This is a genomic window from Kitasatospora sp. NPDC101447 (genome assembly GCF_044767225.1).
Taxonomy (GTDB): Bacteria; Actinomycetota; Actinomycetes; order Streptomycetales; family Streptomycetaceae; genus Kitasatospora.
Genome location: NZ_JBIWNL010000054.1, coordinates 1 through 13,189, shown reverse-complemented (window position 1 = coordinate 13,189; position 13,189 = coordinate 1). Strand labels below are relative to the sequence as shown.

Here is a 13,189-nt window from a genome sequence, read left to right as displayed (position 1 = left end):
ATGACCTGGACCTTCAGCACCTCCCTCGATGACTTCCGGGCCCGGGCGGGTGCCGTCCTCGCGGCCAGCCCCGCCGAGAACACCGTCCTGCTCACCATCGCGCACCGGCTGGCCGAGTCCGGGCTGGACGTGTTCGGCGGCCCACCGGTCTTCGGCTGGTGGCGGGCCGAGGACGGCGGCCCGGTCGCGGGCGCCTTCCTGCAGACGCCGCCGTTCGACCTCAGACTCTCCGCCATGCCGGAGGCCGCGGCCGCCGAGCTGGCGGTCGAACTGGCCGCCGTGGGGAGCGGGTTCACGACAGTGAACGGGATCGCCGGGGGCGCCGGAGCGGCCCGCGCCTTCGCCGCGGCGTGGACGGCGGTCACCGGGACCGAGCAGTCCGTCCGGGTCGAGGAACGGCTCTACCGGCTCGGCCGGCTGACCGGTCCGCCGCGCCCGCCCGCGGGCCGGCACCGGCCGGCCGGGCCGGCCGACCGCGAGCTGGCGATCCGCTGGTACGAGGAGCTCGGGGCCGAGGCGGGGGTCCATCTGCCGGACGTGCCGCGGGCGGTGGACGACCGGACCGCGGCCGGCGGCCTCCACCTGTGGGAGGACGGCGGCGAGCCGGTCGCGCTGGCCGGCACCAGCCCGGTGCTCGCCGGGATGTCCCGCATCGGCCCGGTCTACACGCCCGTCGAGCACCGCGGCCGCGGCTACGGCAGCGCCGTCACGGCCGCCGCCTCGGCCCATGTGCTGGCCCTCGGGGCCGCCGAGGTGCTGCTGTACACGGACCTGGCGAACCCGACCAGCAACTCCGTCTACCAGCAGATCGGGTACCTGCCGGTGGAGGACTGCCTGGTCCTCGACTTCCGGGCGGCCTAGGGGAGTTGCCCGCCGATGCCCCGGCGGCCGCCGCCGCCCGTCACTCCCAGTCCCAGCGGATCCCCAGGATGCACGGCCGCAGCGCGGTAGCGAAGAGGTGGACGCAGCGGTGGCCGTCGAGGGTCAGCTCCTCGGTCTCGTACGGGGCCTCGCCCGGGGAGTGGAGGGCGAAGCGGTGGCAGCGCACGGGCAGGGCGGCGGGGTGGAAGGTGACCTGCAGGACGTACTGGCCGGCGCCGGAGTTGAAGCCGCGGACGTACTCGCAGCTCGGCTCCGGGGAGGGCGCGTCGTCGAAGCCGTAGCCGAGCAGGTGGGTGTCGCCGGCCCGTAACCGGCGGTCGAGGAGCAGTTCGGCGGCGAGCAGGTGGTGGGTCCGGTCGCGGCGGACGCGGCCGGGGCGGCAGTTCTCCTCGGCCCGGACGCCGACGCGGGTGATGTCGCTGCCCGGGTCCCCCTGGTAGATCGCGAGGTAGCGGTCGATGCCGTCGCGGTGGGCGCGCAGCGCGTGCTGGGAGTCGCGGCGCGCGAGTTGGCGGTCGGGGCCGACCCGGATGCGCTCGATGTGGGTGACGGTGTGCAGGCCGGTGTCGCGCGGCCCGGCGAGGGTGCTGAGCAGGTCGTCGACGGCGGTGGCGGGGGAGATGAGGTCGCGGTAGGGCCGTACGGGCGGGCCGGCGGGCGCGGTTCCGGCGGCGCGGCGGGGGCCGAGCAGCCGGGTGAGGGAGTGCTCGGGCAGGTCGAGGACGTCCTCCAGGGCGGCGACGGCGCGCAGCGACTCCGGGCGTTCGGGCCGACGGCGGCCCTGCTGCCAGTAACTGAGGCTGGTGACACCGATGTTCACGCCGCGCAGCGCGAGGCGGCGGCGGATCCGGTGCAGCGCGAGGCCCCGGGCGGCGATGGCGGTGCGCAGGGCGAGGTGGAACGGGCCGGTGCGCAGGGCGGCGGCGAGATCGGCTGGGTCGCTCCGGTGGATGACGGCCTCCTGAGGTGCGGACGGACCGGCTTTTGACCGTGAATATTCACATCGGTACGGCGGTTTGTCACCGGTCCGGGCCTGCTGCGCGGGGGTTTCCCCGGCGGCGTTCACACCCGCGCCCGGCCGTTCACACCCCGGCCCGGGCGCCTCCCGGGGCCGTTGACCCGCCTGTGGCCAGGCGCGATGCTCGGGGCGCGATCCGGACCGCGCCCCCACACAGCACCTCGCTCCACTCGCGCAAGGAGGCATCCCCCCATGCCAGTTCCACGGATACGGCTGCGCCGTGCCGTCTCGCTGATCGCCCTCGGCGTGCTGGGCCCGGCGTTCACCGCCGCGGTCGCCGCCCCCGCGATCGCCGCGCCCGCGACCACCGCCCCCACGGTCGTCGCCCCCACTGCGGTCGCCCCCACGGCCGTCGCTCCCGGGCAGGACCGGGCCCCGCACCAGGTCCGCCGGGCCGCCGCGCCGGGCAGTACGGCCGACCAGGCCGGCACGTTCAAGAAGCTCAACATCACCATGCAGCAGCAACAGCAGACCAACTGGTGCTGGGCGGCGAGCGGGAACACCATCGCCACCTGGTTCGGCTACGACTACAGCCAGAACCAGTTCTGCAACGCCGCGTTCGGCCGGGCGACCGGCTCCGCCTGCCCCAACAGCCAGGCCACGCTGGGCGACGTGCAGAACGGGCTGGACCGGGTGGGCATCAACCCGGGCTCGTACGTCACCGGCTACCTGCGCTACAGCACCGTGCAGGCCGAGGTGGACGCCGACCGGCCGGTCGAGACCCGCATCCAGTGGAGCTCGGGCGGCGGTCACATGCACGTCCTCTACGGCTACGACACCGGGAACAACTGGGTCTACTGGGGCGACCCGTGGCCGTCCGACTACCGCTACAACTGGGCGGACTACTGGTACTACGTGAACAACGGCACGTTCTCGTGGACCCACTCCCTGTACCGGATCGGCGCGTGAGGGCGGCCATGACCGAGAACCGTGACCTCCGTCGGGCCGCCGCGGGCGCCCTGCTCACCGCCGTCCTCGTGGCGGCGTTCGCCCCGGCCGCGCACGCCGCAGCCCCCGAACCGGCGGCCGAGGCCCCCGCGCCGGTGCCCGCCGCAGAGCTGGCCCAGGCCCGCGGTGCGGTCCAGGACCCGGCCGTCCTCGACCGGGTCGGCCACTTCTTCGCCCGCCAGGGCGTCCCGCCGACCCGGCAGCTGACCATCGGTGCCGCCGAGGAGGCGCGGGCGGCGAGCGCGTCCGCGCCGCGGCTGGCCGGCGACACCGTGCCGGTGTACGTCCTGGACGCCGGCTTCGTGGCCGGCACCCCGGGCGCGCCGGTGGCGAAGGCCGAGTTCACCGCCAGCAAGGTGGTCGCCGCGGACGGGCAGACCGCTTCGGTCTGGACGGTCCGGCAGGGCGAGTCCTGGCGGGTGGTGAACATCGCCTCGGGCGGTGACGAGAGCGACTACGCGGCGAAGGCGGCGGGCAGCGGCGGTGGAACCGCCTTCCGCGAGCCGCAGGTCGACGCCTGGTACGTGCTGCGCGACGGCCGGGTGCTGCCGCTGGACGACGAGGCCCGGCGTTCGGTGGGCGCGGACGGGGTGACGCTGACCGCGTACCAGCAGTTGGTGCACCGGCGGTACGGCGACAAGCTGCCCGGCTCGGCGTACGACCGGGCGGGCCGGGGCGGCGGCTACCCGGCGGATGCCGCCGAGCAGCCCGTGGCCGCGCCGGAGCCGGCGGCGGCCGGTGGTTCGATGCCGGCGGCCGTGACGGCGGCCGCGGCCCTGGGCGCCACCGCGCTGGTGGGCGCGGGCGCCGTCCTGCGGCGGAGGACGGGCGTCCGCCGCGGGTGAGGGGGAGCGGGGCCCGGGCCGAGCGGACCGGGCCCCGCTGCCTGTCCCCTCTTTCTTGTCCTGCTGCGCCTCCCGGCGCGGCGGGACGGCGGACGGCCGGGCTCACACCCCGGCGAAGCCGCTCTCCAGCAGGGCGAAGGTGTGGTCGATCAAGTCCGCGATGTCCTCCCGGCCGTCGGCCGCGGCCCACTGCAGGAGGGCTTCGGTGGTGGCGGCCGCGATGGCGGCGGCGGTGACGCGCATCTCGTACGTGGGCTCCTCGACGCCGGCCCGCCGGGTGAGCGCGGTGAGGAACAGCCGCTGCGGGTTGCTGCTGCTGCGCGCCACACCGGCGCGCAGCGCGGAGACCTCGGTGACCAGCCGCATCCGGGTGTACAGCTCCTCGCGATCGTGCCGGAGGAGCTGGCGGAGCAGGCTGCGGATGGCCTCCCGGCAGGAGGTGAGGAAGGGCTCGTCGGCGGGCCGCGCCAGCAGGGCGGCGATCATCGCCGGGTCGTACTCGTCGGAGAGGACCAGGTCCTCCTTGGTGGCGAAGTACCGGAAGAAGGTGGACGGCGAGACTTCGGCGGCGGCGGCGATCTGCTCCACCGTGGTGTTCTCGTAGCCCTGCTCGGCGATCAGCCGGTACGCCTCGCGGCGGATGGTCTGACGGGTCTTGAGCTTCTTGCGCTCGCGCAGCGACAGCGGCGCCTCCAGCATCGCCTGGACCGGGTCGGTCGGGGCGTCCGGGAGGGCCGCGGTCGGCTGCTGGGGAGTCATGTGTCCGATTATCCGTGATCTCCGGTGACGGCAGGGGCGTCCGCGCGGCCGGAGTCGCCGGAACCGGGGGTCGGGGCCGGGTCGCCGCCGGGCATCCGCGCCGCGACCAGCACCGCCGAGGCCACCGCGACCAGCCCGGCGACCAGCAGCACCACCCCCATCCCGTGCACGTACGCCGCGTGCGCGGAGGCACTGAGCGCCGGACCGCCGCCGGCGCGGGCGACGGCGTCGGCGGCGACCACCGACTCCCCGGCCCGGTGCGCCGCCGCGGCCGACAGCCCGCCGGTGTCCAGCGCGCCCCGGTACGCCCCGGACAGCAGGCTGCCGAGGACGGCGATGCCGAGCGCGCCGCCGACCTGGCGCAGTGTCTGCAGCAGTCCGGAGCCGACTCCGGCCCGCGCCGCCGGCAGCGTGACCAGGGCGGACGCCTGGGCGGTGATCAGCGACAGGCCCATGCCGATCCCGAGCACGCTGAGCCAGATCGCGGCCCGCCCGTAGCCGTCCGCGGTGCCGGTGCGGCTGCCGAAGAGCAGGGCGGCGGCGAGCAGCGCCAGGCCGAGGGCGATCACCGTACGGGCGCCGAGGCGGTCGACCAGCGGGTCGGTGAGCTTGGCGGCCACGATCAGCCCGAGCATCATCGGCATCAGCCGCAGCCCGCTGCCGAGGGCATCGGTGCCGAGCACGCTCTGGAAGTAGAGGGGCAGCACGAAGAAGGCGCCGAACAGGACGAACGAGATCAGGGTGGCCGCGACGGAGGACCAGCGGAAGGTGCGGTCGGCGAGCAGGGAGAGGTCGAGCATCGGCTCGCGCTGCCGCCGGCTGCGCAGCACCAGGGCGGCGAGTGCGAGCAAGGAGCCGGTCAGCGTGCCGGTCACCAGCGGGTCGGTCCAGCCGCGTTCGGTGCCCTCGATGATGCCGTAGGTGAGCGCGGCCAGGCCGCCGGCGGCGAGCACGGTGGCGAGCAGGTCGATCCGGGGCGCCGCGGGGTTGCGGCTCTCGGGCAGCAGCAGGACGCAGGCGACGACGCCGACCGCGGTCAGCGGGACGTTGACGGCGAAGACCGACCCCCACCAGAAGTGCTGCAGCAGGAAGCCGCCGATCAGCGGTCCGAGCGGGGCGCCGGCGGAGAGTGCGGCGGCCAGGATCGCGGTGGCCCGGCGCTGTTCGGCGGGCGGGAAGAGGCCGGGGATCACCGCCATGGACATCGGCATGACCAGGGCGCCGGCCAGGCCCATCCCGGCGCGGGCGGCGATCAGGGTGGCCGGGGAGTCGGTGAGCATCCCGACGGCGGAGGCGAGGCCGAACAGCGCCAGGCCGACGGTGAGCGTGCGGCGGCGGCCGAAGCGGTCGCCGAACAGCCCGGCCGGGAGCATCGCGGCGGCGAAGACCACGGTGTAGGCGTCGACGATCCACTGCTGCTGACCGGTGGTGGCCTGCAGCTGTGAGGCGAGCGTGGGCAGGGCGACGTTCAGGATCGTCATGTCGAAGCTGATCACCAGGACGCTCAGGGCGACGGCGACCAGGGCGAGCCACCGACGCGGGTCGGCGGTGGCGACGGCCGGGGCGGTGGTGGTGGGAGTGGGCGGGGCGGCGGGCACGGCGACCTCCGGGAACCTCTTCTGGAAGTTTCTCTCAAATGAAAGTAACTCTCAAAAGATGGTCACCGTCAACATGGTGGTGTTGTCATAGGCTCATCACGCTGCGTGATGTGTCCTGGAAGTGCTGCTTCCGCACAAGGAATTGACGCAACGTTGATCTGTCGTTCGCCGCCCGAGGGCAGTGGGGAGTGACTGTCGGTAGATACCATGTGGCAATCGGTCAGTGCTGGCCGACGCGTGCCGAGAGCGGAGAAGGGGTGGGGCGGCAGGAGCCGACCACAAGCCCGGCACCGGGGAAAGGGGAGCCGAAGTGGCCGACACGGATGACAAGCAGGCGAGTGCCCAGGTGTGGGGCGCGGCGGCGGTGGTGGCTTCCGCGCTGGCCGTGGTCACGGCCTATCTGATCAACGGCGCCCTGCTGGTCCTCGCGGTCGCCGGGGTCGAGACCCTGCTGCTCATGGTCTACGTCGGCCGCCGCTGGCGCGCCCTGCACAGCCGTCCGTCCCCGGCCGGGCACCGTCCGCGCCGCGGGAGCCCGGACGCCGCGCACTGCGAGCGCTGCCGCCGGGCCCGGGAGGCGCTGGACGCCCGGCAGGCCCGCACCCGCACCCGCGCAGTGCGCCCGGAGCCGTCCGCGCCGTCGGCGCCCCGCTCCTCCGCGGGGCGCCCGGCCGACCGGGAGCAGCACGAGCGCGACGAGCGCCGGGCCGGCCAGGAGCAGCACGAGCACCCGGACCACCACGAACACCCGGAGCAGCACGAGGGCCAGGCACACCACGAGGACCGGGCACACCGCGAGCACCCGGAGCCGGCCGCGCAGCCGGAGCCCGGCGCCGCCGACCACCTGCCGTACCTGCGCCGCCCGCAGGCCCGGGCGCCGTACGAGCGGCCCTGGACGGCCGAACGGGCGGCCGCCCGGTCCGTGGACCGTTCGACCGCCCGTCGTGGTGCGCCGGGTTCAGCGGGCCGCGCTGTACGCCACCAGTGAGACGCCGACGTACTGCACGATGAACGCGCCGAGGGTGAAGGCGTGGAACACCTCGTGGAAGCCGAACCAGCGCGGTGAGGGGTTGGGCCGCTTGAGCCCGTACACCACGCCGCCGATGCTGTAGAGCACCCCGCCGACGATCATCAGCACCAGGACGGCGACTCCGCCGGTGCGCAGGAAGTCCGGCAGGAAGAACGCGGCGGCCCAGCCCAGTGCGAGGTACACCGGTGTGTACAGCCAGCGCGGCGCGCCGACCCAGAACACCCGGAAGGCGATCCCGGCGAGCGCGCCGCCCCAGACCGCCCAGAGCAGCAGCTGCTGGTTCGCGCCCTTGAGCAACAGGATCGTGAACGGCGTGTAGGTGCCCGCGATGATCAGGAAGATGTTCGCGTGGTCCAGCCGGCGGAGCACCGCGTCGCCGCGCGGGCCCCAGTCGAAGCGGTGGTACACCGCGCTGACCCCGAACAGCAGCCAGGCGCTGACCGAGTAGATCGCGCACGCGATCTTGGCGGGCGTGGAGTCGGCCAGGCAGATCAGCACGATCCCGGCGGCCACCGTGGCGGGGAACATCGCGGCGTGCAGCCAGCCGCGCCACTTCGGCTTGCTCTCCCCGTTCTCGACGGGGCCCTCCGCGAGGCTCTCAGCGAGCGCAGCAGCAGTCATGCGCAGCATGCTACCGGCTACCTACGGATCCGTAGGTTACTGGCGCGTAGGAAGTGGCGATCGTCACTCTTAGACGTTTTGGAGTATTTGGAGTGTGGCCTCGCCCACTCCGTCCGGGACGTGAGCGACCTGTTACCCGCGAGTAATCATACTTACTGTAGTAAAAGATGCGTCAATTTCGACGCCACGGGGCGTTCAGGCCTTGAGCCCGGAGCTACGCTGCAAGCACCCTCAGACCCCCGCAACGCCGTCTCTTCGCCGAGATGGCGTGAAACGGAGCGATCGTGTCGTACGAGATCTCTGCTCTCAGCGCATCCGCGCCCACCCGCCACAAGCAGCTGCTCGCTTGGGTGAGCGAGATCGCCGAGCTCACCCAGCCGGACCGCATCGAGTGGTGCGACGGCTCCGACGAGGAGTACCAGCGCCTCGCGGACCTGCTGGTGGCTCAGGGCACCTTCAAGAAGCTCGACGAGGACAAGCGCCCCAACTCCTACTACGCCGCCTCGGACCCGACGGACGTGGCGCGCGTGGAGGACCGCACCTACATCTGCTCCGAGCAGGAGAAGGACGCCGGACCGACCAACAACTGGAAGGCCCCCGCCGAGATGCGCGAGGTCTTCCAGGGCGAGCAGGGCCTCTTCCGCGGCGCGATGAAGGGCCGCACGATGTACGTCGTGCCCTTCTCGATGGGCCCGGTCGGCTCCCCGCTGGCCGCGTACGGCGTCGAGATCACCGACTCCGCCTACGTCGCCGTGTCGATGCGCGTGATGACCCGCATGGGCCGGGCCGTGCTGGACCAGCTGGGCGAGGACGGCGACTTCGTCAAGGCCGTGCACACCGTCGGCGCCCCGCTCGCGGAGGGCGAGGCGGACGTGGCGTGGCCGTGCAACAGCACCAAGTACATCTCGCACTTCCCGGAGACCAAGGAGATCTGGTCCTTCGGCTCGGGCTACGGCGGCAACGCCCTGCTCGGCAAGAAGTGCTACGCGCTGCGCATCGCCTCGACCATGGCCCGCGACGAGGGCTGGCTGGCCGAGCACATGCTCATCCTGAAGCTCACCCCGCCGAGCGGCGAGGCCAAGTACGTCGCGGCCGCCTTCCCCTCGGCCTGTGGCAAGACCAACCTGGCCATGCTCCAGCCGACCGTCCCGGGCTGGAAGGTCGAGACGATCGGCGACGACATCGCCTGGATGCGCTTCGGCGCCGACGGCCGCCTGTACGCCATCAACCCCGAGGCCGGCTTCTTCGGCGTCGCCCCCGGCACCGGCGTGGACACCAACGCCAACGCCATCGACACCCTCTGGGGCAACACCGTCTTCACCAACGTCGCCCTCACCGACGACGGCGACGTGTGGTGGGAGGGCCTCACCGAGGAGCCCCCGGCGCACCTGACCGACTGGCGCGGCAGCGACTGGACCCCCGAGTCCGGCACCCCGGCCGCCCACCCGAACGCCCGCTTCGCCGTCCCGGCCGCGCAGTGCCCGACCATCGCCCCGGAGTGGGAGGACCCGGCGGGCGTGCCGATCTCGGCGATCCTGTTCGGCGGCCGCCGCGCCACCGCCGTCCCGCTGGTGACCGAGTCCTTCGACTGGCAGCACGGCGTCTTCCTCGGCGCCAACATCGCCTCCGAGAAGACCGCCGCCGCCGAGGGCACCGTCGGCGAGCTGCGTCGCGACCCGTTCGCCATGCTGCCGTTCTGCGGCTACAACATGGGCGACTACTTCGCCCACTGGCTGAAGGTCGGCGCCCAGGCGGACGCCGGCAAGCTGCCGAAGATCTACTACGTCAACTGGTTCCGCAAGAACGCCGAGGGCAAGTTCGTCTGGCCCGGCTACGGCGAGAACAGCCGCGTGCTCAAGTGGATCGTCGAGCGGCTGGAGGGCACCGGCGAGGGCGTCGAGACCCCGATCGGCGTGCTGCCGACCGTCGAGGGCTTCGACCTCGGTGACCTGAAGCTGACCCAGGAGGACCTCGACCTGCTCTTCACCGTGGACGCCGACCTCTGGCGCCAGGAGGCCGCGCTCGTGCCGGCCCACCTGGAGACCTTCGGCGACCACACCCCGAAGGAGCTGTGGGACGAGTACCGGAGCCTCGTCGCGCGCCTCGGCTGAGCCTGAGCCTCAACCGAGCGAGAGGCGGTCGCGCGGCACGAACCGAGCGCCCCGCCGATGCGACAGGACGGCCGGAGTTCCGCCGGACGATCTTTCCCCGACCAAGGAGATCGTCCGGACCGGGACTCCGGCCGTAGTGTTTTTCCGCGCCCCGGGCACCGCCCGCCGCGGTGACCGTCGCGGTGACCGCCGCGGTGCCCGCAGCGCCCGGTGCCGGGTGCTGCGGGCGGGCGGTGTCAGAGGCGGGTGATCGCGGTGATCCAGGCCTGGTTGCCCTGGCAGACACCCGTCGTGGAGCTCTGCCACTGGCGGGCCGGGGCGCCGTTGTCGGTGCGCCAGTCGGCGATCTCCAGGAGGAAGGCGGAGTTGAGGTTGACCAGGCCGAGCTCGTTGCGCGAGCCGATGGAGCCGGCGTAGTTCCAGTGCTGGTTCCAGCCGCCGGTGCAGTCCCACTGGCGGGCCGGGGCGCCGTTGTCGCGGCTCCAGTCGGCGATCTCCAGGCACTTGCCGGAGTTGCGGTTCACCAGGCGGAAGCCGCCGCTGTCGGGCACGTAGTCCCAGCGCTGGTTGGCGCCGCCGGTGCAGTCCCACTGGCGGGCCGGGGCGCCGTTGTCGGTGCTCCAGTCGGCGATCTCCAGGCACTTGCCGGAGTTGGCGTTCACGACGGTGCTCGACGTCGGGATGCGGAAACCGCCGGTGGAGGCGGAGGCGGGCGTGGCCGGCAGGGCGGTGGTCAGCGCGATGGCGGCGACCGAGACGGCCGCGGCGACGCGGGCGCGGGTGAGCGGAATGCGGATGGTCAAGGCGGACCGGTCCCTTGCAGAGGAGTGGGGGCAGGGGAGCGGAGCCGTCCGGGCGGTGGAGCGCCGCGGTGTCCGCGTCGGCCCGAGCTGCGGCGCACTGCCGACCGGCTCGTCCCCCCTACGGCCCGGAGAGGAACCCGGGCCGCCGACGCGCGGGAATCCTACGGCCCTGCCGGTGAACCTCGGTCAAAGGATTGGTCAAGGCTGGGTATAGCCGCCGAGGAAGTCGCCGATCCGGGTCACCGCGTCGGTGATCTCCTCCGCCCGCGGCAGCGTGACCAGCCGGAAGTGGTCCGGCTCGGGCCAGTTGAAGCCGGTGCCCTGGACCAGCAGGATGCGCTGGGAGCGCAGCAGGTCGAGGACCATCCGGGCGTCGTCCTTGATCTTGTGGACCTTCGGGTCCAGCCGCGGGAACGCGTACAGGGCGCCCTTGGGCTTGACGCAGCTGACCCCGGGGATCTGGTTCAGCAGCTCGTACGCGGCGTCGCGCGAAGCGAGCAGGCGCCCGCCGGGGAGCACCAGGTCGCGGATGGACTGCCGGCCGCCGAGCGCGGCGGCCACCGCGTGCTGGGCGGGCATGTTGGCGCACAACCGCATCGAGGCGAGCACGGTGAGGCCCTCGATGTAGCTGCGGGCCCGGGTCCGGTCGCCGGAGAGCACCATCCAGCCGGAGCGGAAGCCCGCGACGCGGTACGCCTTGGACAGGCCGTTGAAGGTGACGCAGAAGAGGTCCGGGGCCAGGGTGGCGAGCGGGACGTGCTCGGCGTCGTCGTAGAGGATCTTGTCGTAGATCTCGTCCGCGTAGACCACCAGGTCGTGCCGGCGGGCGATCTCGACGATGCCCTCCAGCACCTCGCGGGGGTAGACCGCGCCGGTCGGGTTGTTCGGGTTGATCACCACGATGGCCCTGGTCCGGTCGGTGACCTTGGCCTCGATGTCGGCGAGGTCCGGGTACCACTCGGACTGCTCGTCGCAGCGGTAGTGCACCGCGGTGCCGCCGGCCAGCGAGACCGAGGCGGTCCACAGCGGGTAGTCCGGCGCCGGGACGAGCACCTCGTCGCCGTCGTCCAGCAGGGCGGTCATGGCCAGCTGGATCAGCTCGGAGACGCCGTTGCCGAGGAAGACGTCGTCGACCGAGAGGCCGTGCAGCCCGCGGTCCTCGTAGTGCATGACCACCGCGCGGCGGGCGGAGAGCAGGCCCTTGGAGTCGCCGTACCCGTGCGCGTTCGAGAGGTTGCGCAGGATGTCCTGGAGGATCTCCGGGGGTGCCTCGAAGCCGAACGTGGCCGGGTTGCCGGTGTTGAGCTTGAGGATGCGGTGGCCCTGTTCCTCCAGCCGCATCGCCTCGTCGAGCACCGGGCCGCGGATGTCGTAGCAGACGTTGGCGAGCTTGCTGGACTGGATGACCTGCATGTCTGCCTACTTTAGGGGTACGGACGACCCCGGCGGTGGTCCTCCGGGAAGGTGCTCCGGAGGGCCCGGAGGGGCCTCCTTGGATCGGCAGGCGGGGGCAACGGCGGACCTTCCGAAGAGGGGGCGCACTGTCCGGAATGGTCCCGTATGCGAGGGGTGCGGGCGGGGTGCGGCGCGGAACGAGACGGACGGCACATCGGGCGCCGCGCCCGGGGGCGCGTCCGCCGGTCGTCGGACGCCGGACAGCGCCCGGCCCGGCGCGGGAGGATGTGGCCGGTTCGTCGATCGAGGAGGGGGTGCGCCGGTGGTGCCGGTCGTGGTCGCGGCGGTGCTGGTCGGTCTCCTGGCGGCTCCGCCGCTGCGCGGGCTGGTCGCCCGGTTCGCCGTGCCGGAGGGCGAGCCGTGGTGCGGGGCCTGCCCGTCGTGCGCGCGCGAGGTGCGCGTGCTGCCGCCGACCGGACGCTGCCCGGGCTGCCGGGAGCGGCTGGGCGCGGGCGCGTGGTCGGTCGAGACGGTCGCGGCGGCGGTGGCCGTCGCGGTGGCGTACGCGGCGGACGGGCCGGTGACCGCGGCGCTGGCCTGGGCCGCCGCGTTCGGGGTGGCACTCGGCTTCGTCGACGCCCGGGTGCGCCGGCTGCCGTACCGGCTGACCCTGCCGCTGCTCGGCGGGGTGGCCGCGCTGCTGGTGGTGGCGGCGCTGGCGGAGGGGAGGCCCGACGCCCTGCTGCGCTGCCTGCTGGTGGCGCTCGCGGTCGGCGCGGTGCTCGAACTGGCCGTCTGGGTCAGGGCGTTGGGGCCCGGGGACTCCCCGCTCGGGCTCGCCCTGGGCGGGTTGCTCGGCTGGTACGGCTGGTCGGTGGCGTTCGGCGGACTGTTCGCCGCGGCGATGCTGGCCGGCCTGTGGGCGGTGCTGCGGGCCGCCGCCGCCCTGGTCCGCCGGCGCCCGGTGCGCGGACTCGACGTCCCGGTGGGCCCGTTCCTGCTGCTCGGTGCGCTCACGGCGCTGCTGGCCCGGTAGCGCGGCGCCGGGCGTACCGCGGAACACGGCGGGGGGGGGGGGGGGGGCGCCGGGGGGGGGGGCCCCCCCCCCCCCGCGGGCCCGCCCCCCCCCCCCCCGCCCCCCCCCCCGGCGGGGGGGGGGGGGGGGGCGGGCCGGGGGCG

Annotated in this window: 12 protein-coding genes; 6 read left to right on the top strand and 6 right to left on the bottom strand. The window is 73.7% G+C overall.

Annotation, left to right across the window (positions count from 1 at the left end):
* Positions 1 to 861 (top strand): GNAT family N-acetyltransferase, encoded by an 861-nt coding sequence (locus ACIRST_RS39645; RefSeq protein ID WP_402809123.1) that lies wholly within the window; start codon positions 1 to 3, stop codon positions 859 to 861.
* Between the two features lie 40 nt (positions 862 to 901).
* Here ACIRST_RS39645 and ACIRST_RS39640 read toward each other — a convergent pair whose 3' ends face one another.
* Positions 902 to 1,834, bottom strand: coding sequence for a hypothetical protein (locus ACIRST_RS39640; RefSeq protein WP_402809159.1), 933 nt, complete (start codon positions 1,832 to 1,834; stop codon positions 902 to 904).
* A 258-nt stretch (positions 1,835 to 2,092) separates the two neighbouring features.
* Between ACIRST_RS39640 and ACIRST_RS39635 the strand changes: the two genes are divergently transcribed.
* Entirely contained in the window at positions 2,093 to 2,809 is a 717-nt protein-coding gene (locus ACIRST_RS39635) for a papain-like cysteine protease family protein (RefSeq protein WP_402809120.1), read from the top strand.
* An 8-nt stretch (positions 2,810 to 2,817) separates the two neighbouring features.
* Positions 2,818 to 3,693, top strand: coding sequence for a hypothetical protein (locus ACIRST_RS39630; RefSeq protein ID WP_396544683.1), 876 nt, complete (start codon positions 2,818 to 2,820; stop codon positions 3,691 to 3,693).
* Between the two features lie 102 nt (positions 3,694 to 3,795).
* Here the strand turns inward: ACIRST_RS39630 and ACIRST_RS39625 are convergent, their stop codons facing one another.
* Together ACIRST_RS39625 and ACIRST_RS39620 are read right to left on the bottom strand one after the other, a co-directional pair.
* On the bottom strand, positions 3,796 to 4,452 hold the full coding sequence (locus ACIRST_RS39625) for a TetR family transcriptional regulator (RefSeq protein WP_350522218.1): 657 nt from the start codon (positions 4,450 to 4,452) through the stop codon (positions 3,796 to 3,798).
* Between the two features lie 8 nt (positions 4,453 to 4,460).
* Positions 4,461 to 6,050 (bottom strand): MFS transporter, encoded by a 1,590-nt coding sequence (locus tag ACIRST_RS39620; protein ID WP_402809117.1) that lies wholly within the window; start codon positions 6,048 to 6,050, stop codon positions 4,461 to 4,463.
* Positions 6,051 to 6,360: 310 nt separating this feature from the next.
* Here ACIRST_RS39620 and ACIRST_RS39615 point away from each other — a divergent pair, with 310 nt between their 5' ends.
* Positions 6,361 to 7,038, top strand: coding sequence for a hypothetical protein (locus ACIRST_RS39615; protein WP_402809114.1), 678 nt, complete (start codon positions 6,361 to 6,363; stop codon positions 7,036 to 7,038).
* On the opposite strand, the gene ACIRST_RS39610 is transcribed toward ACIRST_RS39615, so the two are convergent.
* Entirely contained in the window at positions 7,009 to 7,701 is a 693-nt protein-coding gene (locus ACIRST_RS39610) for a hemolysin III family protein (protein ID WP_402809111.1), read from the bottom strand. The two genes, ACIRST_RS39615 and ACIRST_RS39610, sit on opposite strands and share 30 nt — an antisense overlap.
* 284 nt (positions 7,702 to 7,985) lie before the next feature.
* Between ACIRST_RS39610 and ACIRST_RS39605 the strand changes: the two genes are divergently transcribed.
* A complete protein-coding gene (locus ACIRST_RS39605; RefSeq protein ID WP_402809108.1) occupies positions 7,986 to 9,812 on the top strand; it encodes a phosphoenolpyruvate carboxykinase (GTP) in 1,827 nt (608 codons plus the stop codon).
* Between the two features lie 236 nt (positions 9,813 to 10,048).
* Here ACIRST_RS39605 and ACIRST_RS39600 read toward each other — a convergent pair whose 3' ends face one another.
* Both ACIRST_RS39600 and ACIRST_RS39595 read right to left on the bottom strand, forming a co-directional pair.
* Entirely contained in the window at positions 10,049 to 10,615 is a 567-nt protein-coding gene (locus ACIRST_RS39600; RefSeq protein ID WP_350522213.1) for an RICIN domain-containing protein, read from the bottom strand.
* A gap of 198 nt (positions 10,616 to 10,813) precedes the next feature.
* Entirely contained in the window at positions 10,814 to 12,028 is a 1,215-nt protein-coding gene (locus ACIRST_RS39595) for a pyridoxal phosphate-dependent aminotransferase (RefSeq protein WP_350522212.1), read from the bottom strand.
* A gap of 304 nt (positions 12,029 to 12,332) precedes the next feature.
* Between ACIRST_RS39595 and ACIRST_RS39590 the strand changes: the two genes are divergently transcribed.
* Positions 12,333 to 13,046: a prepilin peptidase gene (locus tag ACIRST_RS39590; protein ID WP_350522211.1), complete on the top strand. Its 714-nt coding sequence runs from the start codon at positions 12,333 to 12,335 to the stop codon at positions 13,044 to 13,046.
* The last annotated feature ends 143 nt before the right edge of the window (positions 13,047 to 13,189 follow it).

What these genes read in the sequence shown, in the direction of transcription:
- ACIRST_RS39635 (WP_402809120.1), top strand. Translation starts at nt 2,093, where the DNA reads ATGCCAGTTCCACGGATACGGCTGCGCCGTGCCGTCTCGCTGATCGCC.
- ACIRST_RS39610 (WP_402809111.1), bottom strand. Translation starts at nt 7,701, where the DNA reads ATGACTGCTGCTGCGCTCGCTGAGAGCCTCGCGGAGGGCCCCGTCGAG.
- ACIRST_RS39630 (WP_396544683.1), top strand. Translation starts at nt 2,818, where the DNA reads ATGACCGAGAACCGTGACCTCCGTCGGGCCGCCGCGGGCGCCCTGCTC.
- ACIRST_RS39645 (WP_402809123.1), top strand. Translation starts at nt 1, where the DNA reads ATGACCTGGACCTTCAGCACCTCCCTCGATGACTTCCGGGCCCGGGCG.
- ACIRST_RS39625 (WP_350522218.1), bottom strand. Translation starts at nt 4,452, where the DNA reads ATGACTCCCCAGCAGCCGACCGCGGCCCTCCCGGACGCCCCGACCGAC.
- ACIRST_RS39595 (WP_350522212.1), bottom strand. Translation starts at nt 12,028, where the DNA reads ATGCAGGTCATCCAGTCCAGCAAGCTCGCCAACGTCTGCTACGACATC.